The organism is Herbaspirillum lusitanum, assembly GCF_026127345.1.
Taxonomy (GTDB): Bacteria; Pseudomonadota; Gammaproteobacteria; order Burkholderiales; family Burkholderiaceae_D; genus Herbaspirillum; species Herbaspirillum lusitanum.
In genome coordinates, this window is sequence record NZ_QXFG01000012.1 from 216,480 (window position 1) to 240,196 (window position 23,717).

The following is a 23,717-nucleotide window of genomic DNA, read 5'->3' on the forward strand; positions in this document are numbered from 1 at the left end:
CGTATCGTCTGTACTGTCCGCTTCATCCACATCCTTGAGTGTCCTGACTGTTCCAGCATTTGACGATAATTACCTGTGGTTGATTCATGACGGCGTCAATGCGGCGGTCGTCGATCCCGGCGATGCCGCTCCGGTCCTGGCAGCGCTCGAAGCACATGGCCTGACGCTGGCCGCTATTCTACTGACTCATCATCATGCTGACCATGTCGGCGGCGTTCCGACCTTGTTGCTAGAGGGACAAGTACCGGTCTACGGCCCCGCTGGCGAAGCGATTCCGACGATTACCCAACCCTTGTGGGAAGACGACCTGGTGCACCTGGCCGCCCTCGGTCTCGACCTCAAGGTGATCGACGTGCCCGGCCACACCAAGGGCCATATCGCCTACTACGCCGCACGGCAGGGCTGGCTGTTCTGCGGCGACACGCTGTTTGCCGGCGGCTGCGGCCGCCTGTTCGAAGGCACGCCGCAGCAGATGGTAACCTCGCTCAACAAGCTGACCGCCCTGCCTGCCGACACCCAAGTCTACTGCGCCCACGAATATACCCTGTCCAACCTGCGCTTCGCCCGCGAAATCGAACCGGGCAATGCGGCGCTAATCGCGCGCATCGATGCGGAACAGGCTAAACGCGCCCGCAACGAGCCGACGGTGCCTTCCACCATCGCGCTCGAAATCGCCACCAATCCTTTCCTGCGCTACAAGGAAACCGCCGTCATCGCCCGCTTGCAAGAAGCCGGCCGTTTGCCTGCCTCAGGGAAACAAGTTGATCCGACGGCAACATTCGGCGCGCTGCGCGAATGGAAGAATACCTACAAATAGAAGGTGAATAGGCCTTTTTTCGGACAAATACCAAACGAATCAAGGGCTTAAGCTTTGTAACATAAGTGAATTTTTACTTGACGAGTGAAAAGGGGCTTACGTACACTCCGTCTAGTCTCCAAATCCATCGGCTTGCAAGCCGTTTTTAGATAAACGGGCGCTTTTGTTGTTTTTTAATAACAGAACCGCCAAACGCTTCATGACTTCCGTTCGGACACATACTTCCTGGCAGGAGGTGCCGTGCATCCGAGACGACCGGTGAATTTGCAATGCGAATTCAAACGCGAATTTAATCGCGAAGTTAAACGCGAATTTAATCGTTTCTTCAGCCTCAGGCACAGGATCACGTACCCATGCAGCTAACATTCAGGAAATTGGCGATCGCAACGCTTTTCTCTCTCGGTACTCCCCTCCTGGCCCACGCCAACGACATCTCGATTTACCCCGCGGCCTTCAACGCCATCAATCCGAACGATCCTTCGTCCGCGCTGCCGGGCATGGAAGACATCGATATCTGGGCGCGCATTCGCAAGGGCTTCGGCATTCCGGATCTGGAAAACCCGCTGGTGGACAACCAGACCCAGTGGTACAGCTCGCGTCCCGACTATATCCAGCGCACCACCGTGCGCGCCTCGCGCTACCTGTTCCACGTCGTGCAGGAACTCGAAAAGCGCGGCATGCCGACGGAGCTGGCGCTGCTGCCGTTCATCGAGTCCGCCTTCAATCCGCAAGCCTTGTCGACCGCCAAAGCGGCCGGCATGTGGCAGTTCATCCCGTCGACCGGACGCGACTACAACCTGAAGCAGAACCTGTTCACCGACGAGCGCCGCGACGTGCTGGCCTCGACCGATGCGGCGCTGACTTACCTCCAGAAACTCTATGGCATGTTCGGCGACTGGCAACTGGCGCTGGCCGCGTATAACTGGGGCGAAGGCTCGGTGCAACGCGCCGTCAACCGCAACCTGGCCGCCGGCCTGCCGATCGATTTCAACACGCTGTCGGCGCAGATGCCCAACGAGACGCGCAACTACGTGCCGAAGCTGCAAGCCGTCAAGAACATCATCGCCGTGCCGGGAGAATTCGGCATCGAGCTGCCCAAGGTCGACAACCAGCCCTACTTCGTCACCATCGGCAAGACCCGCAACATTGACGTGAAGGTGGCGGCGCAACTGGCCGAATTGTCGCTCGACGAATTCAAGGCGCTCAACCCGCAGTTCAACCGCCCGGTCATCATTGGCGGCGACGACACCAAGATCCTGCTCCCGGAAAGCAATGCCGAGAAGTTCAAGACCAACATATCGAAGTTCACGCAAGCCCTGAGCTCGTGGACCTCGCATACCGTCTCGAGCGCACGGGAACGCATCGAAACCATCGCCAGCCGCTTCGGCACCACGCCGGACGTGATCCGCAGCGTCAACCAGATCCCGCCGAAGATGGTCCTGAAAGCCGGCTCCATGATCCTGGTACCGAAGACCGAAACCTCGATGGAAGCCGACATCACGCCGGAAATGGCCAACAGCGCCCGCCTGGCCGTGGCGCCGGACGTACCCGACTTCAAGCGCATCTACGTGAAGGCCGGCAAGCGCGACACGCTGGCGTCGATCGCCGGCCGCTACCGCGTGAGCGTGGTCCAGATCAAGCAATGGAACAGCCTGCGCCACGATACCCTGGCCAACGGTCAGAGCCTGCAATTGCAAGTGCCTTACCAGACGCCTGCCGCCGCACCGGTGCGGGTACGCCAGGTAATCCATGCGCCGGCCAAGCCGATCCGCAAGGCGCCTGCCGTGGTGGCCAAGAACACCCGTGCCGCACCGGCCCGCAAGGGAGCGGCGCCGATCACGCTGGCATCGGAAAGCGGCAACCGCCGCCGCTGATATCGACAGGTTCGGAGTCGACAAAGGGCCGGGATGCATTCCCGGCCCTTTTCTATTTGGCGGACTTTCCCCGCACTGCAAAACGACGAATTTCACAGCGTCATTGCCCGGCACGCTCCAATACACCCCCTGTTTTTCTTGTGCATATGCCAACAAGACGGCGCGGCGCCTGCCGCGCCGCCGCATGAATCCTCACGCCGTGCGCCTTCATTTTCCGTAAATCCGGTGCTATGATTCAGTCGCGCAAACGTTTGCGCACAAAAGCAAAACACCAATAACAGCATGCCGATCCATACGAATTGCTGCTCACCCGAATATCTGGAACCTGGAGACATCATGAATAAACGTATCCGCCTCAAGCTGATTGCCGCCGCCGTCCTCGCCTGCGCCCTGCCGGCCCTGCCCGTGCTGGCGCAAGCCCAAACTGCCGCCAAGCCAAAGGTCGCGCTGGTGATGAAGTCGCTGGCCAATGAGTTCTTCCTGACCATGGAAAACGGCGCCAAGGAGCACCAGAAAGCCCACGCCGCGCAATACGACCTGATCGCCAACGGCATCAAGGACGAGCAGGACACCGCCAACCAGATCAAGATCGTCGAACAGATGATCGTCTCGAAGGTCAGCGGCCTGGTGATCGCACCGGCCGACTCCAAGGCGCTGGTGCCGGTCATCAAGAAGGCCATCGACGCCGGCATCATCGTGGTCAACATCGACAACAAGTTCGACGATGCCGCACTGAAGGAAAAGGGCATCACCGTGCCGTTCGTCGGTCCGGACAACCGCAAGGGCGCCAAGTTGGTCGGCGACTTCCTGGCCAAGCAGATCAAGAGCGGCGACAAGGTTGCGATCATCGAAGGCGTCTCGACCACCTTCAATGCGCAGCAACGCACGCTGGGCTTCCAGGATGCGATGAGCGCAGCCGGCGCCAAGGTGGTGTCGGTACAATCGGGCCAATGGGAAATCGATCCGGGCAACAAGGTTGCCGCCTCAATGCTGAACGCCAATCCTGACATCAAGGCGATCCTGGCCGGCAACGACAACATGGCGCTGGGCGCAGTCGCCGCGGTCAAGGCGGCAGGCAAGGCCGGCAAGGTGCTGGTGGTCGGCTACGACAACATCAACGCCATCAAGCCGATGCTCAAGGACGGCCGCGTGTTGGCGACCGCCGACCAGTTCGCTTCGCAGCAAGCCGTGTTCGGCATCGAAACCGTGCTGAAGGCGCTGGCTGACAAGAAGAAGCAAAGCAGCCTGAGCGGCGCGGTTGAAACCAAGGTCCAGCTGGTGACCAAGGACAGCAAATAAGCCGTAGAAAACCAAATGAAGCACCGGGCGGGACGCACGTGCGTTCCGCCCTTCCTGCAACACCGAATTTCTGAACCACACCTTCACGGTGGAGACTGCATGTCCAATCCATCATCCCCGGCTTTGCTGTCGCTCAGCGGTATCGGCAAGACTTACGTCGAACCGGTGCTCAGCGAGGTTTCGCTGGAACTCCGTCCCGGCCAGATCCTGGCGCTGACCGGCGAGAACGGCGCCGGCAAAAGCACGCTGTCGAAAATCGTCTGCGGCCTGGTGCAATCCACCACGGGCGCCATGCAGCTCGACGGCCAGCCTTACCAGCCGCGCTCGCGCACCGAGGCCGAACAGCTCGGCATTCGCATGGTGATGCAGGAACTGAACCTGATCCCGACGCTGAGCATCGCCGAAAACCTGTTCCTGAATCAGTTGCCGCAACGCTTCGGCTGGATCGACAAGCCGAAACTGGCGGCACTGGCGCAGGCGCAAATGGCGGCGGTCGGCCTGACCGACATCGATCCCTGGACGCCGGTCGGCGACCTCGGCGTCGGTCATCAGCAAATGGTGGAGATCGCGCGCAACCTGATCGGCAGCTGCCGCCTGCTGGTGCTGGACGAACCGACCGCCATGCTGACCAGCCGCGAAGTGGAATTGCTGTTTGCGCAGATCGCGCGGCTGCAATCGGAAGGCGTGGCGATCATCTACATTTCGCACCGCCTGGAAGAACTGAAACAGGTCGCCGACCGCATCGCCGTGCTGCGCGACGGCAAGCTGGTCTGCGACGACGCCATCGGCGGCTACAGCAGCGATGCACTGGTGCAGCTGATGGTCGGCCGTGCGGCGGAAGCGGAACTCGATCTCGGCCACCGCGACATCGGCGCGCCGCTGCTGCGCGTGCGCAATCTGGGCCGCGGCGCCGTCGTGGCGCCGGCCTCGTTCGACTTGCGCGCCGGTGAAATCCTCGGCATCGCCGGATTGATCGGTTCCGGTCGCACCGAGTTGCTGCGCCTGATCTTCGGCGCCGACCGCGCCGATCAGGGTGAAGTCTTCATCGGCGATCAGACCCAAGCCGCCGACATCCGTTCGCCCAAACACGCCATCGCTTCGGGCATCGCCATGATCACCGAAGACCGCAAGAGCCAGGGCCTGCTGCTGCCGCAGTCGATCGCCGTCAACGCCACGCTGGCCAAGCTCGGCGATGTCAGCAAGATGGGCCTGCTTGACGGCGACGCCGAAAGCGCGGTCGCCGCCGACTACATCAAGCGCCTGCGCATCCGCTCGCGCGACGGCGCGCAGGCAGCGGGCGAACTGTCCGGCGGCAACCAGCAGAAAGTCGTGATCGCGCGCTGGCTCTACCGCGACTGCCCGATCATGCTGTTCGACGAGCCGACGCGCGGCATCGACATCGGCGCCAAGTTCGACATCTACAAGCTGCTGGCCGATCTGTCGCGCCAGGGCAAGGGCCTGCTGATCGTCTCCAGCGACCTGCGCGAACTGATGCTGATCTGCGACCGCATCGCCGTGATGAGCGCGGGCAAGCTGGTCGATACTTTCGAACGCGGCCAATGGAGCCAGGAGGCGATCCTTGCATCGGCGTTCAGCGGCTACATGAACTCGCCCGCTACCGCTACCGCTACCGCTACGGCTACACCTACAGCGACTCAGGCGGCCTGACCGTGACGACAACTACACAAGCAAAACAGACAAAGATCATGACCCATCCCAACCGCACCTTTTCCGTCTACGGCCTGTCCGCCGTCAAGAACTACCTCGGCCTGATCGGCGCCCTGCTCGCGATGTGCGTGCTGTTCTCCTTCCTGAGTGAAAACTTCTTCACGCTGGCAACCTTCAGCACGCTCTCCAACGACATCCCGACGCTGGTGGTGATGGCTGTCGGCATGACCTTCGTGCTGATTGTCGGCGGCATCGATCTGTCGGTGGGCTCGGTGATGGCGCTGGCGGCATCGATCCTGTCGATGGCGATGGTGCGCTGGGGCTGGCCGCTGTTTGCCGCCGGCCTGCTCGGCATTCTGGTGGCGAGCCTGTGCGGCATGCTGACCGGACTGATTTCGGTAGGCTGGCGCATCCCCTCCTTCATCGTCTCGCTGGGCGTGCTGGAAATGGCGCGCGGCATGGCCTATCAAGTCACCAATTCACGCACCGAATACATCGGCAGCGCGGTCGACGGCATCAGCTCGCCGATTTTCCTCGGCCTGTCGCCGGCCTTCATCGCGTCGATTGCAGTCGTCGTCATCGGCCATCTGGTGCTGACGCGCACCGTGCTCGGACGCCACTGGATCGGCATCGGCACCAATGAAGAAGCGGTACGCCTGGCCGGCATCAATCCACGGCCGAGCAAGATTCTGGTGTTTGCGCTGATGGGCCTGCTGGCCGGCGTCGGCGCGCTGTTTCAGGTATCGCGCCTGGAGGCGGCCGATCCCAACGGCGGCGTCGGCATGGAGCTGCAGGTGATCGCGGCCGTCGTGATCGGCGGGACCAGCCTGATGGGTGGGCGCGGTTCGGTCATCAGCACCTTCATCGGCGTGCTGATCATCTCGGTGCTGGAAGCCGGTCTGGCGCAGATCGGCGTATCCGAACCGATGAAGCGCATCATCACCGGCCTGGTGATCGTCGCCGCCGTCGTGCTCGATACCTATCGCCGCCGCGGCGAACGCAACACACATTGAGAGCATTGAAAGCACTGATCAACCCACATTCAGCGACAAGAAAAACATGGCAACCATCAAGGACGTAGCGCGCCACGCCGGTGTTTCGTACACCACCGTGTCGCACGTGCTGAACAAGACCCGCCCGGTCAGCGCCGAGGCGCGCGACCGCGTGCTGGTTGCAGTCGAGGCGCTGGCCTATGTGCCCAGCGCGCTGGCGCGCTCGCTGCGCAGCAATGCCACCGGCAGTATCGGCCTGATCATCCCGAACAACACCAATCCGTACTTTTCGGAAGTGGCGCGCGGCATTGAAGACAGCTGCTATCAAGCCGGCTACAGTGTGATCCTGTGCAATTCCGACGATGATCCGGCCAAGCAGCGCGACTATCTCAACGTGTTGCTGACCAAGCGCTGCGACGGCCTGATCGTGGCGACGCTGGCGCAGACCGACGGCGAACTGCTGCGCAAGATGAAGGTGCCGACCGTGCTGCTCGACCGTGCGCCGAAAGACATGGCGATCGACCTGGTGGCGGTCGACAACGCTGCCGGCGGAGTGCTGGCGGCAGAGCATTTGCTCGCCCTGGGACGCCGCCGCATCGCCTGCATCGGCGGCCCGGAGAGCCTGGATATTTCCGCCGAACGGATTGCCAGTTTGCGCCGCAAACTGCAAACCGCCGGTGTCGCCATCGCGCCGGGGTTGCTGGCTTACGCCGACTTCACCAGCGCCGGCGGTTATGCCGCAGCGCGCGCGTTACTCTCCGTCGCAGAGCCGCCTGACGCCATTTTCTGTTGCAACGACCTGATGGCGATCGGCGCCCTGCGCGCCGCCGCCGAGCGCGGCATCGACGTGCCGGACGCCTTGTCGGTAATCGGTTTCGATGACATCGACCTGGCCAGTTTCGTGCATCCTCCGCTGACCAGCGTGTCGCAAAACACGCGCACGCTGGGACAACTGACCGCGCAATGCCTGCTCGAACGCATCGCCGATCCGACGCGTCCGGTGCAACGCAAGACCATCACGCCGCAATTGCATGTGCGCGGCTCGACCGTGCGCGCGCCAACATGATCACGTGACGATATCCATTCGACATCTCAATTCATCAACGCCCGGAAACACATGATAGTCATCATCGGCAGCATCAACATGGACCTGGTCTTGCGCGTGCCGCGCATGCCGCTCCCTGGTGAAACCATCACCGGCGGCCAGTTCCGCACCATCCCCGGCGGCAAGGGCGCCAACCAGGCCGTGGCCTGCGCGCGCCTGAGCGCCGACGACGTCAAGGTCGCGATGGTGGCTTGCCTGGGCGACGACGCCTTCGGCGCAGAGTTGCGTGCCGCCCTGCGCAAGGACGGCATCGACGACAGCCATGTGACGACGATTCCCGGTACGGCGTCCGGCATCGCCTCCATCCTGGTGGACGACAACGGCCAGAACAGCATCGTGCTGGCTTCCGGCGCCAATGCCGAGCTCAGCCCGGCTCACATCGATGCCGCGCGCGACCTGATCGGACAGGCGCGCATCGTGGTCCTGCAGCTGGAGTCGCCATTGCCGACCGTGCTCCACGCCATCAAGCTGGCGCATGCACTGGGCAAGACCGTGGTGCTCAATCCGGCCCCGGCGCAAGCGCTGCCGACCGAGTTGCTGGGACAAATCGATTACCTGGTGCCCAATGAAATCGAAGCCGCGATGCTGGCCGGCATGCCCGCCGGCGATATCCGCATTGAGAACGACAGCGACGAACAGATTGCCGCCGTAATCGACAAGTTGCGTGCAGCCGGCTCAACCAACGTGCTGGTCACGCTGGGAGAAAAAGGCGTCTATGCGGCGCTGGAATCAGGCTCCGGGCATTTCGACGCGCAAGCAGTCAAGGCAGTCGACACCACCGCCGCCGGCGACACCTTCATCGGCGGCTTTGTCGCCGCGCTGGCGGAAGGCCGCAGCGAAGCCGAAGCCATCGCGCTGGGTCAGCGCGCGGCCGCCATCAGCGTGGCGCGCGTGGGTGCACAAACTTCCATTCCTTCCCGCCGGGAAGTTGCGGACTGAGCAAGGAGAACCGAGATGAAAAAAACACCGCTGCTGAACATTGCGCTGTCACAGCTGATTGCTTCGCTCGGGCATGGCGACAGCATCGTGATCGGCGACGCCGGCCTGCCGGTGCCGCCCGGCGTGCCGCTGATCGACCTGGCGCTGATGCGCGGCATTCCCGGCTTCATGGACACGCTGCAAACCGTGCTGGCGGAAATGCACGTCGAGCATCACGTGCTGGCCGATGAACTGTCTGAACGCAGTCCGAAACTGGCCCAACAAGTCGGGCTGCTCGGACTGGCCGGCAAGCAGACCCTGCCGCATGAGGAATTCAAGCGCCGCACGCAACAGGCGCGCGCAGTGATTCGCACCGGTGAGTTCACGCCCTATGCGAATATCATTCTGATTGCCGGCGTGACGTTCTGAGCGAGAACCGTCGCAGCAATTTCAGACAGGCCGGCTCTTCATGTCCCCGCGACATTGTCGGCGGCATAAGTCGCCGCCGCCAGCAGGCGCTGGGTATAAGCATGCGAAGGCCGTTGCAGGACGTCGGCAACCGAACCGCCTTCCACCACCTTGCCGTCCTTCATCACCAGCACCTGATGCGCCATGGCGCGGATGACGGCGAGGTCGTGGCTGATGAACAGATACGCCAGGCCATGCTTGCGCTGCAATTGCGCCAGCAGTTGCAAGACTTGCTGCTGCACGGTGACGTCCAGCGCCGAGGTCGGCTCGTCCAGCAATAACAGATCGGGCTTCAACACCACTGCGCGTGCGATGGCGATACGCTGGCGCTGGCCGCCGGAGAACTCGTGCGGATAGCGTTGCAGCATGTCTTCCGACATGCCGACTTCGTGCAGCGCCGCGACCACTTCGACGCGTTGCTGTTGCGCACTCAGGTGCGGCTGGTGCAAGGCCAGTCCTTCGCCGACGATCTGGGCGACCGTGCGGCGCGGCGACAGCGAGGCGAACGGATCCTGGAACACCACCTGCATGCGCGCACGCAAGGGGCGCACAGCGGCTGAACTCATCGCGCTGACCGGCTGGCCGTCGAAACGGATATCGCCTTCGACCGTGGCCGTCGACAAGCGCAGCAAGGCCATGCCCAGCGTCGACTTGCCGGAACCCGACTCGCCCACGATGCCGAGCGTTTCTCCCTTGCGCAGGTTCAGGCTGACGTCGTCGACGGCAGCGAATTTTTTCTTGCGCAGCCAGCCCTGTTTGATCGAGAAGGCGCAACGCACATTCGTGCCGGTCAACAGCACCGGCGCATCCGGCGCGATCTCGTCGACATTGCGCTGCGGCTGGCTGGCCAGCAGCTTGCGCGTGTAAGCCTGCTGAGGCGCCGCGAACAAGCCGGCGGTGGCGGCGGTCTCGACCAGCTTGCCTTTTTCCATCACGCCGACGCGATCGGCGAAATGGCGCACCAGGTTGAGATCGTGCGAAATCAGCAGTACGGCCATGTTTTCGTCGCGCTGCAATTGGTTGAGCAATTCCAGGATCTGCACCTGGATCGTCACGTCCAGCGCGGTGGTCGGTTCGTCGGCGATCAGCAGCTTGGGATGGCAAGCCAGCGCCATCGCAATCATCGCGCGCTGGCGCTGGCCGCCGGACAATTGATGCGGATAAGCCAGTGCGCGTCGCGCCGGCTCCGGAATACCGGTCTTTTCCAGCAAGGCCACGGTGCGTTGCGCAGCAGCCCGCGCGTTCAGGCCTTCGTGCAGCATCAGCACTTCGGCGATCTGGTTGCCGATGGTGAACAAGGGATTGAGAGCCGTCATCGGCTCCTGGAAAATCATCGCCGCATCCATGCCGCGCACGCCGCGCATGGCCGCTTCGCTCTTTTGCAGGATGTCTTCGCCGTTGAACAGAATCTGGCCGTCGTAGCGCGCATCCTGGTTCAGGCGCAGCACCGACAAGGCGCTGACCGTCTTGCCGGAACCGGACTCGCCGACCAGCGCGAATTTTTCACCGGCCCCGATGCTGAAGCTGACGTCGTCGACCACCGTGACGTCGCCGAAGCGCACCGAGAGATTGCGGAGTTCGAGCAGGCTCATGCTTTCCTCCGTACGTCGAGGGCATTGCGCAAGGCGTCGCCGATATTGGTCAGCAGCAGCAAGGTCACGGTCAGCACGATGAAGGTCGACAAGGCGATCCACCAGGCGTCAAGATTGTTCTTGCCCTGCGCCAGCAGTTCGCCGAGGCTGGGCGTGGAAGGCGGCACGCCGAGACCAAGGAAGTCCAGGCTGGTCAGCGCCAGGATCGACGCACTCATGCGGAACGGCAGGAAGGTAACCACCGGCGTCAGGCTGTTGGGCAACACATGGCGCCAGATGATCTGCATGTTCGACAGGCCGAGCGCGCGTCCCGCCTGTACATATTCAAGATTGCGGTTGCGCAGGAAATCGGCGCGCACGTAATCCGACAACCCCATCCAGCCGAACAGCGACAGCAGCACCAGCAGCAACCCGATGCTGGGCTCGAAGATGGAGGAAAAAATGATCAGCAGGTAAAGCTCGGGCATCGAGCCCCAGATTTCCAGGATGCGTTGCATGAACAAATCGGTGCGACCGGCAAAGTAACCCTGCACCGCACCCGCGAGCAAACCCAGCACCACGCCGGTGACCGTCAGCGCCAGGCCGAACAGGATGGAAATGCGGAAGCCGTACAACAAGCGCGCAAACACGTCGCGGCCGCGGTCGTCGGTGCCAAGCCAGTTCTCCGACGACGGCGGCGCCGGATTCGGTTGCCTGGCGAAATAATTGAGCGTGTCGAAGCGATAGTGATTGGGCGGATAGATGGCCCAGTTGCCATCCTTCCTGAACTGCTCCTGGATGAACGGGTCGAGGTAGTCGGCCGGCGATTCGAAGTCGCCGCCGAAGGTCTTTTCCGAATAGTCATGCGCAATCGGAAACAGGATCTTGCCGTGGTAGCTCGCCACCAGCGGCTTGTCGTTGGAGACCAGTTCCGCGCCGAGGCTGATCACGAACAGGATCAGGAAAATGATCAGGCTCGCATAGCCGTTGCGATTCTGACGGAAGCGCAGCCAGATTCGGCGGCCCGGGGAAATCGAAGGCGTCGGGGAGGAAGAAGCAGTCACGGTAGTCGCGCTCATTTGGCCAGGCTTTCAAACTGGACGCGCGGGTCGGCCCAGACATAGCAGAGATCGCCGAGCAGCTTCACCACCAGGCCGATCAAGGTGAACAGGTACAGCGTGCCCATGACCACCGGATAGTCGCGCCGGATCACCGACTCATACGACAGCAGGCCCAGGCCATCGAGCGAGAACAGCGTCTCGATCAGCAGGCTGCCGGCGAAGAAGGCGCCGATGAAGGCCGCCGGGAAACCGGTCACCAGCGGGATCAGCGCATTGCGGAACACGTGCTTGTAGAGCACCTTGTTTTCGGAGAGGCCTTTGGCGCGCGCGGTCAGCACGTATTGCTTGCGGATTTCTTCGAGGAAGGTGTTCTTGGTCAGCATCGTCATGACCGCAAACGAACCGGCCACGGAGGCGATCACCGGCAAGGTGATGTGCCACAGGTAATCCTTGACCTTGCCCGCCAGCGACAGCGTGGCCCAGTCGTCCGAGGTCAGTCCGCGCAGCGGGAACCATTGCACGAAACTGCCGCCGCCGAACATCACCAGCAGGAACACGCCCAGCACGAAACCGGGAATCGAATAGCCGACCAGCACCAGCGCGCTGGTGGCCGAATCGAAGCCGCTGCCCTCGCGCACCGCTTTGGCGATGCCCAGCGGCACCGAGATCAGGTAGGTCAGGAAGAAGGTCCACAGGCCGATCGTGATCGATACCGGCATCTTGGATTTCACCAGTTGCCAGACGTCGCCGTGATGGTAAAAACTCTTGCCCAGGTCGAAGGTGGCGAAGCCCTTGAGCATTTGCCAGAAGCGCTCGGCCGGCGGCTTGTCGAAACCGTACAGCGCCTTGATCTCGTTGACGCGCTCGGCATCGATGCCCTGGCGTCCGCGGTATTGCGAAGCGCCGCCGCCGGAAGCTTCGCCGCCGCCGCCGAGACCCTTCATTTCGATCAACGCCTGCTCGACCGGACCGCCCGGCACGAACTGGATCACGGCGAACGTGATCACGACAACGCCCAGCAATGTCGGCAACATCAGCAGGACACGTTTGAGGATATAGGACCAGATATTCATGGCGGCGTCGGCAAGTTGGAGATGAAGATGATGATCACTGTGCTCATTTCGGCGACACTTCCCACCAGCTTGAGATCACGTAGGGATCGGCCTGGTAGTACAGCGGCGTCACGGCGGGAATGCCGAAACGGTTGCGATAGGCCACGCGGTGCGTCGACGAATACCACTGCGGCACCACGATGTATTTATGCAGCAAGACGCGGTCCAGCCCGCGCGCGGCGGCGACCAGGTCCTTGCGCGTTGCGGCGGCGACCAGCGCTTCGACCAGTTTGTCGACCGCCTTGTCCTTCAGGCCCCAGACGTTGTTGGAGCCTTTTTCATCGGCCGCCTTGGAACCGAACATGTCGAACATTTCATTGCCGGGGCTGCTGACGTCGGGGAAGCGGATGCTGGTCATGTCGTAGTCGAACTCGTCCATGCGCTTGGCCACCAGGGCAAAGTCGGCGGTGCGCTGCGTTACCCGGATGCCCAGCTTTTGCAGGTTGCGCACGTAGATGCTGATCACGCGCGACAGCGCCGACTGATCGTCGAGGATCTCGAACGCGAAGACTTCGCCCCTGGCGTTGCGCAAGGCGCCGTCACGATATTCCCAGCCGGCCTGGCGCAACAGTTCGCGCGCCTGCAGCAGGTTGGCGCGCAGCGAACCGGGCGGATTGGTGTTGGGCGGCACCGGGGCCGGGCCGAACACGGCCGGATCGATCTTTGTGCCGGAAGCCCGGATCGATTCCAGCAATTTCAGTTCGTCGCCTTCCGGTGCGCCGGTGGCGGCAAGCGTGCTGTTGTTGAAGAAGGAATAGATGCGCGAATATTGACCATAGAACAGTTGCCGGTTCATCCATTCGTAGTCGAGCGCGAGTCCCAGCGCCTGGCGCACGCGTGCATCCTTGAACTGGTCGCGGCGCAGGTTCATGACGAAGCCCTGCATGCCGGCGCCGTTGGAGTGCTTGAGTTCACGCTTGACGATTTCGCCGCTGACGAATTTGGGGCCGTTGTAGTTGCGCACCCAACTCTTGGCGCTATATTCCACCACCACGTCGAACTCGCCGGCCTTGAAGGCTTCCAGCCGCGCCACGTCGTCCTTGTAGAAACGATAGGCGATGCGTTCGAAATTGAAGCTGCCCTTGCGCGTCGGGATATTCGTGCCCCAATAGGCTGGATTGCGCTTGTAGGTGATGTTGCGGCCGACGTCGTAGGTGTCGATCAGATACGGACCGCTGGTGATCGGCGGCGTCAGCTGGATGTTGTCGAACGCCGTGCCGGCCGCCCACTTTTTGGAGAACACCGGCACGCCGCCGACGATCAGCGGCAACTCATGGTTCCTGGTCTTGAATTCGAAACGCACGGTCTGCGCATCGACCACCACGCATTGTTTGACGTCGGCGAACATCGACTTGAACTGCGGCGCGCCTTTGGCTAGCAGCGTGTCGTAGGAATATTTGACGTCGGCCGCCGTGACCGGGTCGCCGTTATTGAAGCGCGCCTTCGGGTTCAGGTGGAAGGTCATCGCCATGCGGTCCGACGCCAGCGTCATGTCGTCGGCCAGCAGGCCGTACATGGTGGCGACCTCATCGGACGAGCCGATCGCCAGCGTCTCGAACATCAGCGTCGACACGCCCGCCGCCGCCACGCCCTTGAGCGAGAACGGATTGAATTTGTCGAAGCTGGTGCGGCGATCCGGATTGGCCAGGTACAGCGTGCCGCGTTTGGGGGCGTCGGGATTGAAATAATCGAAGTGGGTGAAACCGGCGGGATACTTGGGCGTGTCGTACAGCGAGAAAGCGTGGTCTGCGAGAACCGGGCCGCTGAACCCGACTGTTGCCACGAAGCTCAGGAGCAGTGTGGAGAAGGTGAATTTACGCATGCGTACTTGTCATGTCGAATTTCTGGTTCCTGAAGTGATGTGCTTTATGTGTTATTTGAAAGCAATTCGATCATTTTACAGAATAAATTTTTACACAATGGCAATAACAGGCCGTCACAAAAACGCCGGAAGTTGCCCCCGCCGTCGCAAGCCCCTACAATCTTGCCCAGTTCAAGCGCAAATATACTGCAAAGAACCGGAATCCCCCTTATTTCGCCTGTTCCGGCGCGGCTTTCAGCCTGGCGCCGCTTCAAGGCGAATCACTCGGAGTCAACATGGCATTTCTGCAAGGCAAAAAAATCCTGATCACAGGTTTGTTATCGAATCGTTCCATCGCCTACGGCATCGCCCAGGCGTGCAAGCGCGAAGGCGCGGAACTGGCGTTCACCTATGTCGGCGAGCGTTTCAAGGACCGCATCACCAAGTTCGCGGAAGAATTCGACACCAAGCTGATTTTCGATTGCGACGTCGGCAGCGATGAACAGATCAACGCCCTGTTCGCCGACCTCGGCAAGTCCTGGGATCAGCTCGACGGCCTGGTGCACGCGATCGGCTATGCGCCGGCCGACGCGATTGCCGGCGACTTCCTGGAAGGCTTCTCGCGCGAAGGCTTCAAGATCGCCCACGACATCTCGGCCTACAGCTTCCCGGCCATGGCCAAGGCTGCCCTGCCGCTGCTGCGCCAGAACTCGGCGCTGCTGACGCTGACCTACCTCGGCTCCGAGCGCGTCGTACCGAACTACAACACCATGGGCCTGGCCAAGGCCTCGCTGGAAGCCAGCGTGCGCTACCTGGCCGAATCGCTCGGTCCCCAGGGCGTGCGCGTCAACGGCGTCTCCGCCGGTCCGATCAAAACCCTGGCCGCCAGCGGCATCAAGGGCTTCGGCAAGATCCTCGGCTTCGTTTCCGATCACGCTCCGTTGCGCCGCAACGTAACTATCGAGGACGTTGGCAACGCATCGGCCTTCCTGTTGTCCGACCTGGCCGGCGGCATTACCGGTGAAATCACCTACGTGGACGGCGGCTTCTCGCGTGTTGTCGGCGGTATCTCGGAATAAGATTGTCTGAGTCTGGGGCTTGTTCAAAGCAATTCTCCGAACAAGTCCTAGTGCCAACTTCGACATTTTCCTGTATGATTCGGTTTGTGCGTTGCAATACGACGTACAAAAACCGTAATCCGGCACGCCGGGTTACTCAGTAGCTTCGCAAGCCCTAATTGTCGCGCTAGACAGTCGACAGTACGTAGTAAAAGCCCTCCCGCCTTGAGTGTCCTTACTTTTTAAGCGACACCGTCCCGGCGCAAAGCTTTTGTGCCGAAATTTCTTTGTTTTTCATAGTCATTTCGTTGGTTGGCGTTGCTTTTTTGCGTTCACCGCATTTGCTGTGCGCTCGTTGCGTTCGTTCAAACCGACGCAATCGTTGCGCTGCATTGCATTTGTCTGGCGCTCATACTAAACGAAAGAAAACATGACTTTTGAATCACTAGGCCTGCACCCATCGATCATCAAAGCCTTGACCGACTCCGGCTATACCGCGCCGACGCCGGTCCAGGAACAAGCTATCCCCGCCGCCATCGCCGGCAAGGATCTGCTGGTGTCGTCGCAGACCGGCTCCGGCAAGACCGCAGCGTTCATGCTGCCGTCGCTGCACAAGTTCGCCTCAATGCCGCCTGCCGCTCCCGGCGCCAAGACCCCGAACCAGGAAGCCCAAGCCGCCAAGGCCCGCGGCGACCGTCCACGTTTCCGCCCTGCCCAGCCGAAGATGCTGGTGCTGACCCCGACCCGCGAACTGGCCCTGCAAGTGACCACCGCGACCGACAAGTACTGCGCCCACATGCGCCGCCTGAAGGCCGTGTCGATCCTGGGCGGCATGCCTTATCCGAAGCAGATGCAATTGCTGTCGCGCAATCCTGAAATCCTGGTGGCGACGCCTGGCCGTCTGATCGACCATATGGATTCGGGCAAGATCGACTTCTCCGAACTGGAGATCCTGGTCCTGGACGAAGCCGACCGCATGCTCGACATGGGCTTCATCGAAGACATCGAAAAGATCGTCGCGGCAACACCGGCAACCCGTCAAACCATGCTGTTCTCGGCAACGCTGGATGGCGTCGTCGGCAACATGGCAAAGCGCATCACCAATGCACCGCAGATCATCCAGATCGCCGGTTCCGCCACCAAGCATGAAAACATCGCCCAGCGCGTCCACTTCGTCGACGACCTGTCGCACAAGAATCGCCTGCTCGACTTCCTGCTGCGCGACGTGACCATGGACCAGGCTGTTGTCTTCACCGCCACCAAGCGTGACGCCGACACCATCGCCGACCGCCTGAACATCGCCGGTTTCGCTGCCGCTGCCTTGCATGGCGACATGCATCAGGGCGCACGCAACCGTACTCTGGACGGCATGCGCCGCGGCCAGGTGCGAGTGCTGGTGGCAACCGACGTCGCCGCTCGCGGTATCGACGTGCCGGGCATCACCCACGTGTTCAACTACGATCTGCCGAAATTCCCGGAAGACTACGTTCACCGCATCGGCCGTACCGGTCGTGCCGGCCGCAACGGCGTTGCCGTCTCGCTGGTCAATCACGCTGAAGGCATGCACGTCAAACGTATCGAGCGCTTCACCAAGCAACCGATTCCGGTTGACGTCGTTGAAGGCTACGAGCCGAAGAAGACAGCAGCTCCTGCACGCGCCGCGCGCAAGCCGGGCGGCTGGCGTCCAGGCGATAACCGCAGCGGCCCGGCGCGTCCGGCCGGCAGCGGTAATGGCAATGGCGGCGGTCGCAGCTTCGGCGGCAAGCCTGCCGGCAGCGGCGGTCCGCGCAAAGAAGGTGGCGGCGGCTACAAGGGTACTGGCGCCCGCTCCGACAGCGGCGCACGTCGTTCGTACGGCGATCGCTGATCTGCATCTGCATTAGTTAAGACTGACCATACCGGTGATGTTTGCCGGTGCAGCAAAACAAAAGGCCGCTTCGATGAAGCGGCCTTTGTCATTTCCGGCAGGGTAAAAACTGCGCGGTGTTCAGCGGCTGCAAACGCCGGTCTTCCCGCTACTCAACGCCGCCACATCGGCGGCAATCGCGTCGGCGGCATTGCCCACCGCGCGCTGCATGCCCTGCACCACGCCGTCAACGCCCAGTCCCGCTGCCGGTTCCACGACGCTCAGACGGCACACCGCGCTGCTGCTGTTGTCGCTGCGTGTGATGGTCCAGCCGAAAGTGGCATCGACCTTGCCGCCCTTGACCGCGTCGAGCTGGCGCAATTCGACCACGATGCGATACACCGGCTGATTGTTCGGACGACCGCCGCGCGTCACATCGACCGCGCCGAGCCGGTTGGCCACGCCGCTTGCCAGCGCGTCGCGCAACTCGTTGTTGAACGGCGCCGACCAGCGATCCTGCTCCAGAATGTCCACACGCGTGGCGTCGGTGCGCACCACGATTTGCGGTCGCGCCAGGCGTTCCGGCACGCTGACCGGGGCGACCTCAATGAAGGTCTGGCCGGTCGGAGTCGATACGGCCGCTGCCGCCGTCGGCGCAGCGGCATCAGCCAGCGTATAGAAACGCGTCGGCGCCGAAGCGCAGGCGCTCAGCAGCACCGCTGCCGCTGTTGCTGTTGCTGCTGTTGCTGCTGCCGACGAGATGAGAGTGAAACTGCGCTGCATTATTGATCCTCCTGCTTGCCGCGAATCAGCGATTCCGGATGTTGCTGCAAATAATCGGTCAGCACGCGGATCGAGCCGGCCGCGCGCGACAGCTCCTGCATGGTCTGGCGCACGTCCTGCTGCAACGGCGCGTCCTCGGAAAGAGTCCGTTCGGCGGCGCTGAGCGTCTTGCGCGCATCGCGCATGGCGGCGGTGATTTCCGGCGCGACGTCATTGTTGAGCTTGTTCATGGTCTGCTCGGCGCTGGTCAGGGTGCGATTGAGCGTGGTCAGCGTCTTGCGCAGGTCGTCGCCGATCTTGTCGAACGGCACCTTGCTGAGCTTGCGCGTGATGTCGCCGATCTGGTTCTGGATCTCGTCGAGGCTGTTCGGTATCGTCGGGAACACCAAAGGCGTCCTCTCGATATCGATCTGCGTCGGCGCCGCGTTCGGGAAGAAGTCGAGCGCCACGTACACCTGCCCGGTCAACAGGCTGCCGCTGCGCAGCTGCGCGCGCAGCCCGCGCGAGACCAGATACTTGAGGCGCTGACGCGGCGTATAACGCGACTCCTGCTGCTCGTTGAACTTGCGGCCGAGGCGGTCCGGATACAGCTGCACCACCACCGGCATCACGAACTCACGGGTCTTGTCGTCGTACTCAATACCGATCGACTTGACCTCGCCCAGCACCACGCCGCGGAAGTCCACCACCGCACCCGGTTCGAGACCTCGCAAGGACTGGTTGAAATACAGCAGCACGGTTTGCGAGCGGCCGTCCGGCTCCTTCATCGCCGCCGCTTCATCTTCGGCCAGGCGGAAACTGGTGTTTTCCTTGGCGGGAGCCTGCGAGTCGAGATCGTCGATGCTCTTGAACGCGATACCGCCGAGCACGACCGTCGCCAGCGATTGCGTGTGCAGCTTGAAGCCGCTGGCGTTGATCTGCATGTCGAAGCCGCTGGCGTGCCAGAAGCGCGAACTGATGCCGACGAACTTGTCGTAGGGGGCATTGACGAAGATGCGCAGCGTCACGCCGCGGCCGTCCTGATCGAGGTCATAGGCCGCCACCTGGCCGACCTTGATGCGACGATAGAATACCGGCGAGCCGATGTCGACCGAGCCGAGATCCGAGGCATGCAGCACGAACTGCTTCCCCGAGGTATCGCGCGTGATGATGGGGGGTTGTTCCAGGCCGGCGAATTCCTTCTTGGTTTCTTCCGACTTGCCGGCGTCGGCGCCGATGTACGCTCCCGACAGCAAAGTGTTCAATCCGGAAATACCTGACGCGGCCACGCGCGGACGCACCACCCAGAAACGCGTATCGTCGGCGGTGAAGCTCTCCGCCTCCTTGGTCAGTTGCACCGTGGTGACCACGTGCGAGCGATCCTTGCTGAGCGTGATCGACTGCACCTGGCCGATGTCGACGTCCTTGTACTTGACCTTGGTCTTGCCGGCCTCGAGGCCTTCCGCCGAGACGAAGCTGATGGTGATGATCGGGCCGCGTTCGATCAGGATCTTGGCCACCAGCGTCAGGCCGACCACGGCAGCAACGATGGGGATCAGCCAGACCAGCGAAGGCAGCCAGTTACGCTTGCGCTCGCGTTTGGGTTCCGGCCGGTTCGGCTGCGATGGCGACGTCGTTGGTTCAGTCATTGATATCCTTTTCTTGTTGCTCTTTATCTGCGCCCTGTTCGGCTTCGGGATCGGCCTCATCCCAGATCAGGCGCGGATCGAAGCTCAGCGACGCCAGCATGGTCAACACCACCACCGAGCCGAATGCGGCCACCCCGATGCCGGCGGTGATCTTGGCGAATCCTTCTATCTGCACCAGTCCGGTCAGCAGCGACACCACAAAGACGTCCAGCATCGACCAGCGGCCGATGGTTTCCACCACGCGGTACAGCTTGGCGCGCTGCAAGCGCTGCCAGCTGCTGCGGCGACGCGCGCTGACGGTCAGGATGATCAGCGCCACCAGCTTGAACAGCGGCACCATGAAACTGGCGACGAACACGACGATGGCCAGTTCCCACGAACCCGATACCCAGAAATAGATGATGCCGCTCATGATGGTGTCGCGCTGCTCGTCGAGCAGCGTCGAGGTGATCATCACCGGCATCAGATTGGCCGGAATGTACATGATGCAAGCGGCGATCAGGAACGCCCACGTGCGATTGAGGCTATCGATGCGGCGCCGATGCAGCGGCGCATGACAGACTCCGCATTGCTCGTCCTGTTGCGCGTCTTGCCAGACCGTACCGCAATGGTGGCAAGGGAAAATATCGGTGCCGATGGCGCTATCGAGCTGAGGTGCTGCCGCAACCGGTTGCGAGGCACTGCCGATACCGTCGGTGCCGTCAACGCCGGTGTTGTGCGCACCCGCGCTCATCGCACCTGCTCCCCGGGGTTACGACGTTCGCCGACCAGAATCCGCCACAGGTAGCGCGGATTGAACGACACCACCACTGTCAGCAGGATGGTCAGCGCACCGAACGCCCACAAGGCAACGCCCGGCACCACGGCCGCCATATTTGAAAGTTTCACCAGCGCCACCAGCACGCCGAGCAGGAACACTTCGACCATGCCCCAGGGACGCACGATCTGCATCAGGCGCAGCAATAGCTTCACGCCGGGACGGCGACCATCATGCGCACCGTGCATATCATCCGCATCATTCACAACATGCGCGGACGGCAACAAAAGATAGAGCAACACCAGCATCTGCACCAGCGGGAACAGGATCGTGGTGGACAGCACCAGCATCGCCACCAGCGACATGCCCTCGCCGTTGAGCACCATCACGGCGCCGAACAACGTGGTCTCGCTGGTCAGGCCTTGCAACTCGATCTGCACGATGGGAAAACTGTTGGCGATCACGAACATGATCAAGCTCGCCACCGTCAGCGGCAGCAAGCGCGCCACGTGGCTGCCGGTATCGCGCTCGAGCTCGGCGCCGCAGCGCAGACAGCGGGCGACTTCGGCATGCGCAAGCACAGGCCGGCGATGGACCGCGTCGCACTCTTCGCAAACGATCAGGTCGGGACGCTCATGCATGGAGAAGGGAAGAGGCTCAAATTGATGACTTATTGGTTAATTAGGGAAACTTGGATTCTAACAACAAAAAATGACCAGATCGGCTCGCTTTTCGACTGATTACGGCGTAATTTGGCAGATAAAGCTTGACAATTCAAACGGCAATCTTCTAAAGTGGCCAAATGAACTCCGCAACACAATTCTCTCTCTCACTATCGCACTTCGCTGGCGCCCTGCTAGCGTTGCTACTAGTGACGCTACTACCAGCTTCGCGCTGATCCAAGTCTCTCCTCTGTTTTTTGCAGTTTCCTCGCTGGTCATGGTCTGAAAAGCATCCGAATTGGGTCTTCAGGCGCACATGGCGGCACAATTAAAAAGTTGTAAATTTTTCCTGAAAAGCCGTCCATGCATTTCACGTCCATCACTGCACTCCTGATTTCCGGCGAATTGATCGCTGCGATGGTCGCTGCACGTGCGCTGGCGCCGCTGCTGCTAAAACTACCGATCGGTCGCCTGGCCTTGCGTTAGTGGCAGTCAGGCGGCCCTACTTTCAGCCACATCAGATGATTTCCCCAGTTACGTTTCTCTGTTCAGCAGTGACCAATTAAAGAGGCTCCACCATGATGTTAAACAATCCGGCAGCAAAATACCGCGCATTCCCGACGATCCCGTTATCTGATCGCACCTGGCCAAATCAGTTCATTTCCAAGCCGCCGATCTGGATGAGCACCGACCTGCGCGACGGCAACCAGGCGCTGATCGAGCCGATGAGCCCCGAACGCAAGCTGCGCTTCTTTGAAATGCTCCTGCAAATCGGCCTGAAGGAAATCGAAGTCGGCTTCCCCTCCGCTTCGCAAACCGATTTCGACTTCGTGCGCAAGCTGATCGAAGAGAACCGCATCCCCGACGACGTCACCATCATCGTGCTGACCCAGTCGCGCGAAGAACTGATCCGCCGCACCATCGATTCGCTGGCCGGCGCCAAGCAAGCCATCGTGCACTTGTACAACTCGGTCGCGCCGGCTTTCCGCAAGATCGTCTTCAACATGTCGCGCGACGAAATCAAGAACATCGCCGTTACCGGCACCCAGCTGGTCAAGGAACTGACCGACGCCCGTCCGGAAACCCAATGGCGTTACGAATATTCGCCGGAATCCTTCAGCACCACCGAACTCGACTTCTCCAAGGAAATCTGCGACGCCGTCTGCGAAACCTGGGGCGCGACGCCGGAACGCAAAGTCATCCTGAACCTGCCCTCGACCGTCGAATGCAGCACCCCGAACGTCTACGCCGATCAGATCGAATGGATGTGCCGCAACCTGAAACACCGTTCGTCCTCCATCATCTCGGTGCACCCGCATAACGACCGCGGCACCGCCGTCGCTTCTGCAGAACTGGCCGTCATGGCCGGCGCCGACCGCGTCGAAGGCTGCCTGTTCGGCAACGGCGAACGCACCGGCAACGTCGACCTGGTCACGCTGGCCCTGAACCTGTACACGCAAGGCGTCAACCCCGGCCTCGACTTCTCCGACATCGACACCGTGCGTCAATGCGTCGAAGAGTGCAACCAGATCCCGGTCCATCCGCGCCACCCTTACGTCGGCGACCTGGTCTTCACGGCCTTCTCCGGCTCGCACCAGGACGCGATCAAGAAGGGCTTCGCCAAGCAGCAAGCCGACGCCATCTGGGAAGTCCCTTACCTGCCGATCGATCCGGCCGACCTGGGCCGCAGCTACGACGCAGTGATCCGCGTCAACAGCCAGTCCGGCAAGGGCGGCATGGCTTACCTGCTGGAACAGGAATACGGCCTGGCCCTGCCGCGCCGCCTGCAGATCGAGTTCAGCCGCGCCATCCAGCGCGAAGCGGACGCCAGCGGCAAGGAAATCGTCGCCACCGACATCTACACGATCTTCAAGACCGAATACCTGGACCGCAGCACGCCGTATGTCTACCGCGCGCACCGCATGTCGGAAGACACCTCGCATGAAGAATCGATCAAGATCGAAGTCGACATCGAGCGCAACGGCGAAAAAACCACCGTGCGCGGCACCGGCAACGGCCCTATCGACGCCTTCGTCAATGCGCTGGGCCTGGACATCAAGCTGATGGATTTCCACGAACACGCCATCGGCGCCGGCGCCAACGCGCAAGCCGCCAGCTACATCGAACTGCGCCTGAATGAAGCACCGACCGGTTTCGGCGTGGGCATCGACGCCAACATCGTCACCGCCTCGTTCAAAGCCGTCCTCAGCGCCGTCAATCGCCAGATCGCGATCGACCAGAGCGCCAATCAGTCTTCTTCGCCAAAAGCGAAAGCAGCCTGATTCGGGATCACGTAA

20 protein-coding genes are annotated in these 23,717 nt (G+C 61.6%); 12 read left to right on the forward strand and 8 right to left on the reverse strand.

Going from position 1 to position 23,717, the window contains the following annotated elements; translation table 11 throughout:
- Nucleotides 1–34: 34 nt before the first annotated feature.
- From gloB to rbsD, 8 genes are all read left to right on the forward strand, one after another.
- Complete coding sequence (gene gloB, locus DXT88_RS18585) at nucleotides 35–817, forward strand: hydroxyacylglutathione hydrolase (RefSeq protein ID WP_265215530.1); 783 nt, start codon at nucleotides 35–37, stop codon at nucleotides 815–817.
- A 353-nt stretch (nucleotides 818–1,170) separates the two neighbouring features.
- On the forward strand, nucleotides 1,171–2,691 hold the full coding sequence (locus DXT88_RS18590; protein WP_265215531.1) for a transglycosylase SLT domain-containing protein: 1,521 nt from the start codon (nucleotides 1,171–1,173) through the stop codon (nucleotides 2,689–2,691).
- 336 nt (nucleotides 2,692–3,027) lie between these two features.
- Nucleotides 3,028–3,990: a sugar ABC transporter substrate-binding protein gene (locus tag DXT88_RS18595; RefSeq protein WP_265215532.1), complete on the forward strand. Its 963-nt coding sequence runs from the start codon at nucleotides 3,028–3,030 to the stop codon at nucleotides 3,988–3,990.
- Nucleotides 3,991–4,089: 99 nt separating this feature from the next.
- On the forward strand, nucleotides 4,090–5,658 hold the full coding sequence (locus DXT88_RS18600) for a sugar ABC transporter ATP-binding protein (protein ID WP_265215533.1): 1,569 nt from the start codon (nucleotides 4,090–4,092) through the stop codon (nucleotides 5,656–5,658).
- Between the two features lie 38 nt (nucleotides 5,659–5,696).
- Complete coding sequence (locus tag DXT88_RS18605) at nucleotides 5,697–6,671, forward strand: ABC transporter permease (protein ID WP_265215534.1); 975 nt, start codon at nucleotides 5,697–5,699, stop codon at nucleotides 6,669–6,671.
- Nucleotides 6,672–6,717: 46 nt separating this feature from the next.
- The gene (locus DXT88_RS18610; protein WP_265215535.1) at nucleotides 6,718–7,716 is read left to right on the forward strand and encodes a LacI family DNA-binding transcriptional regulator; all 999 of its coding nucleotides are present in this window, start codon (nucleotides 6,718–6,720) and stop codon (nucleotides 7,714–7,716) included.
- A 51-nt stretch (nucleotides 7,717–7,767) separates the two neighbouring features.
- Nucleotides 7,768–8,694, forward strand: a complete 927-nt coding sequence (gene rbsK / locus DXT88_RS18615) for a ribokinase (protein ID WP_265215536.1) — start codon at nucleotides 7,768–7,770, stop codon at nucleotides 8,692–8,694.
- A 15-nt stretch (nucleotides 8,695–8,709) separates the two neighbouring features.
- Nucleotides 8,710–9,102 carry a D-ribose pyranase gene (gene rbsD / locus DXT88_RS18620; protein WP_265215537.1) on the forward strand — a complete coding sequence of 131 codons (393 nt, stop codon included), beginning with the start codon at nucleotides 8,710–8,712 and terminating at the stop codon, nucleotides 9,100–9,102.
- Between the two features lie 38 nt (nucleotides 9,103–9,140).
- On the opposite strand, the gene DXT88_RS18625 is transcribed toward rbsD, so the two are convergent.
- The 4 genes from DXT88_RS18625 to DXT88_RS18640 are packed head-to-tail and all read right to left on the reverse strand — an operon-like array spanning nucleotide 9,141 to nucleotide 14,707.
- The gene (locus tag DXT88_RS18625) at nucleotides 9,141–10,733 is read right to left on the reverse strand and encodes an ABC transporter ATP-binding protein (protein ID WP_265215538.1); all 1,593 of its coding nucleotides are present in this window, start codon (nucleotides 10,731–10,733) and stop codon (nucleotides 9,141–9,143) included.
- Nucleotides 10,730–11,791, reverse strand: a complete 1,062-nt coding sequence (locus tag DXT88_RS18630; RefSeq protein ID WP_265215539.1) for an ABC transporter permease — start codon at nucleotides 11,789–11,791, stop codon at nucleotides 10,730–10,732. Before DXT88_RS18630 ends, DXT88_RS18625 begins: the two co-directional genes overlap by 4 nt.
- Nucleotides 11,788–12,846 carry a microcin C ABC transporter permease YejB gene (locus DXT88_RS18635; protein WP_265215540.1) on the reverse strand — a complete coding sequence of 353 codons (1,059 nt, stop codon included), beginning with the start codon at nucleotides 12,844–12,846 and terminating at the stop codon, nucleotides 11,788–11,790. The genes DXT88_RS18630 and DXT88_RS18635 overlap by 4 nt, the downstream gene beginning before the upstream one ends.
- 43 nt (nucleotides 12,847–12,889) lie before the next feature.
- Nucleotides 12,890–14,707 carry an extracellular solute-binding protein gene (locus tag DXT88_RS18640; protein ID WP_265215541.1) on the reverse strand — a complete coding sequence of 606 codons (1,818 nt, stop codon included), beginning with the start codon at nucleotides 14,705–14,707 and terminating at the stop codon, nucleotides 12,890–12,892.
- Nucleotides 14,708–14,982: 275 nt separating this feature from the next.
- On the opposite strand from DXT88_RS18640, the gene fabI reads away from it, so the two are divergent.
- Together fabI and DXT88_RS18650 are read left to right on the forward strand one after the other, a co-directional pair.
- Entirely contained in the window at nucleotides 14,983–15,765 is a 783-nt protein-coding gene (gene fabI, locus DXT88_RS18645; RefSeq protein ID WP_265215542.1) for an enoyl-ACP reductase FabI, read from the forward strand.
- A gap of 409 nt (nucleotides 15,766–16,174) precedes the next feature.
- Nucleotides 16,175–17,611, forward strand: a complete 1,437-nt coding sequence (locus tag DXT88_RS18650; protein ID WP_265215543.1) for a DEAD/DEAH box helicase — start codon at nucleotides 16,175–16,177, stop codon at nucleotides 17,609–17,611.
- 120 nt (nucleotides 17,612–17,731) lie between these two features.
- Here DXT88_RS18650 and DXT88_RS18655 read toward each other — a convergent pair whose 3' ends face one another.
- The 4 genes from DXT88_RS18655 to DXT88_RS18670 are packed head-to-tail and all read right to left on the reverse strand — an operon-like array spanning nucleotide 17,732 to nucleotide 21,399.
- Nucleotides 17,732–18,373, reverse strand: a complete 642-nt coding sequence (locus DXT88_RS18655; protein WP_265215544.1) for a PqiC family protein — start codon at nucleotides 18,371–18,373, stop codon at nucleotides 17,732–17,734.
- Nucleotides 18,373–20,001 carry a PqiB family protein gene (locus DXT88_RS18660; RefSeq protein ID WP_265215545.1) on the reverse strand — a complete coding sequence of 543 codons (1,629 nt, stop codon included), beginning with the start codon at nucleotides 19,999–20,001 and terminating at the stop codon, nucleotides 18,373–18,375. Before DXT88_RS18660 ends, DXT88_RS18655 begins: the two co-directional genes overlap by 1 nt.
- Nucleotides 19,994–20,734: a paraquat-inducible protein A gene (locus tag DXT88_RS18665; RefSeq protein ID WP_265215546.1), complete on the reverse strand. Its 741-nt coding sequence runs from the start codon at nucleotides 20,732–20,734 to the stop codon at nucleotides 19,994–19,996. Before DXT88_RS18665 ends, DXT88_RS18660 begins: the two co-directional genes overlap by 8 nt.
- The gene (locus tag DXT88_RS18670) at nucleotides 20,731–21,399 is read right to left on the reverse strand and encodes a paraquat-inducible protein A (RefSeq protein ID WP_265215547.1); all 669 of its coding nucleotides are present in this window, start codon (nucleotides 21,397–21,399) and stop codon (nucleotides 20,731–20,733) included. Before DXT88_RS18670 ends, DXT88_RS18665 begins: the two co-directional genes overlap by 4 nt.
- A 384-nt stretch (nucleotides 21,400–21,783) precedes the next feature.
- Here DXT88_RS18670 and DXT88_RS18675 point away from each other — a divergent pair, with 384 nt between their 5' ends.
- On the forward strand, nucleotides 21,784–21,906 hold the full coding sequence (locus DXT88_RS18675) for a hypothetical protein (RefSeq protein ID WP_265215548.1): 123 nt from the start codon (nucleotides 21,784–21,786) through the stop codon (nucleotides 21,904–21,906).
- 92 nt (nucleotides 21,907–21,998) lie between these two features.
- Nucleotides 21,999–23,702 (forward strand): 2-isopropylmalate synthase, encoded by a 1,704-nt coding sequence (leuA, locus tag DXT88_RS18680; RefSeq protein WP_265215549.1) that lies wholly within the window; start codon nucleotides 21,999–22,001, stop codon nucleotides 23,700–23,702.
- Nucleotides 23,703–23,717: the final 15 nt, after the last annotated feature.

Coding starts and splice junctions, on each gene's coding strand:
- DXT88_RS18600 (WP_265215533.1), top strand. CDS start 4,090: ATGTCCAATCCATCATCCCCGGCTTTGCTGTCGCTCAGCGGTATCGGC.
- fabI (WP_265215542.1), top strand. CDS start 14,983: ATGGCATTTCTGCAAGGCAAAAAAATCCTGATCACAGGTTTGTTATCG.
- DXT88_RS18630 (WP_265215539.1), bottom strand. CDS start 11,791: ATGAGCGCGACTACCGTGACTGCTTCTTCCTCCCCGACGCCTTCGATT.
- DXT88_RS18650 (WP_265215543.1), top strand. CDS start 16,175: ATGACTTTTGAATCACTAGGCCTGCACCCATCGATCATCAAAGCCTTG.
- DXT88_RS18640 (WP_265215541.1), bottom strand. CDS start 14,707: ATGCGTAAATTCACCTTCTCCACACTGCTCCTGAGCTTCGTGGCAACA.
- DXT88_RS18625 (WP_265215538.1), bottom strand. CDS start 10,733: ATGAGCCTGCTCGAACTCCGCAATCTCTCGGTGCGCTTCGGCGACGTC.
- rbsD (WP_265215537.1), top strand. CDS start 8,710: ATGAAAAAAACACCGCTGCTGAACATTGCGCTGTCACAGCTGATTGCT.
- DXT88_RS18665 (WP_265215546.1), bottom strand. CDS start 20,734: ATGAGCGCGGGTGCGCACAACACCGGCGTTGACGGCACCGACGGTATC.
- leuA (WP_265215549.1), top strand. CDS start 21,999: ATGATGTTAAACAATCCGGCAGCAAAATACCGCGCATTCCCGACGATC.
- DXT88_RS18610 (WP_265215535.1), top strand. CDS start 6,718: ATGGCAACCATCAAGGACGTAGCGCGCCACGCCGGTGTTTCGTACACC.
- DXT88_RS18655 (WP_265215544.1), bottom strand. CDS start 18,373: ATGCAGCGCAGTTTCACTCTCATCTCGTCGGCAGCAGCAACAGCAGCA.
- rbsK (WP_265215536.1), top strand. CDS start 7,768: ATGATAGTCATCATCGGCAGCATCAACATGGACCTGGTCTTGCGCGTG.
- DXT88_RS18675 (WP_265215548.1), top strand. CDS start 21,784: ATGCATTTCACGTCCATCACTGCACTCCTGATTTCCGGCGAATTGATC.
- DXT88_RS18590 (WP_265215531.1), top strand. CDS start 1,171: ATGCAGCTAACATTCAGGAAATTGGCGATCGCAACGCTTTTCTCTCTC.
- DXT88_RS18635 (WP_265215540.1), bottom strand. CDS start 12,846: ATGAATATCTGGTCCTATATCCTCAAACGTGTCCTGCTGATGTTGCCG.
- DXT88_RS18660 (WP_265215545.1), bottom strand. CDS start 20,001: ATGACTGAACCAACGACGTCGCCATCGCAGCCGAACCGGCCGGAACCC.
- DXT88_RS18670 (WP_265215547.1), bottom strand. CDS start 21,399: ATGCATGAGCGTCCCGACCTGATCGTTTGCGAAGAGTGCGACGCGGTC.
- DXT88_RS18595 (WP_265215532.1), top strand. CDS start 3,028: ATGAATAAACGTATCCGCCTCAAGCTGATTGCCGCCGCCGTCCTCGCC.
- DXT88_RS18605 (WP_265215534.1), top strand. CDS start 5,697: ATGACCCATCCCAACCGCACCTTTTCCGTCTACGGCCTGTCCGCCGTC.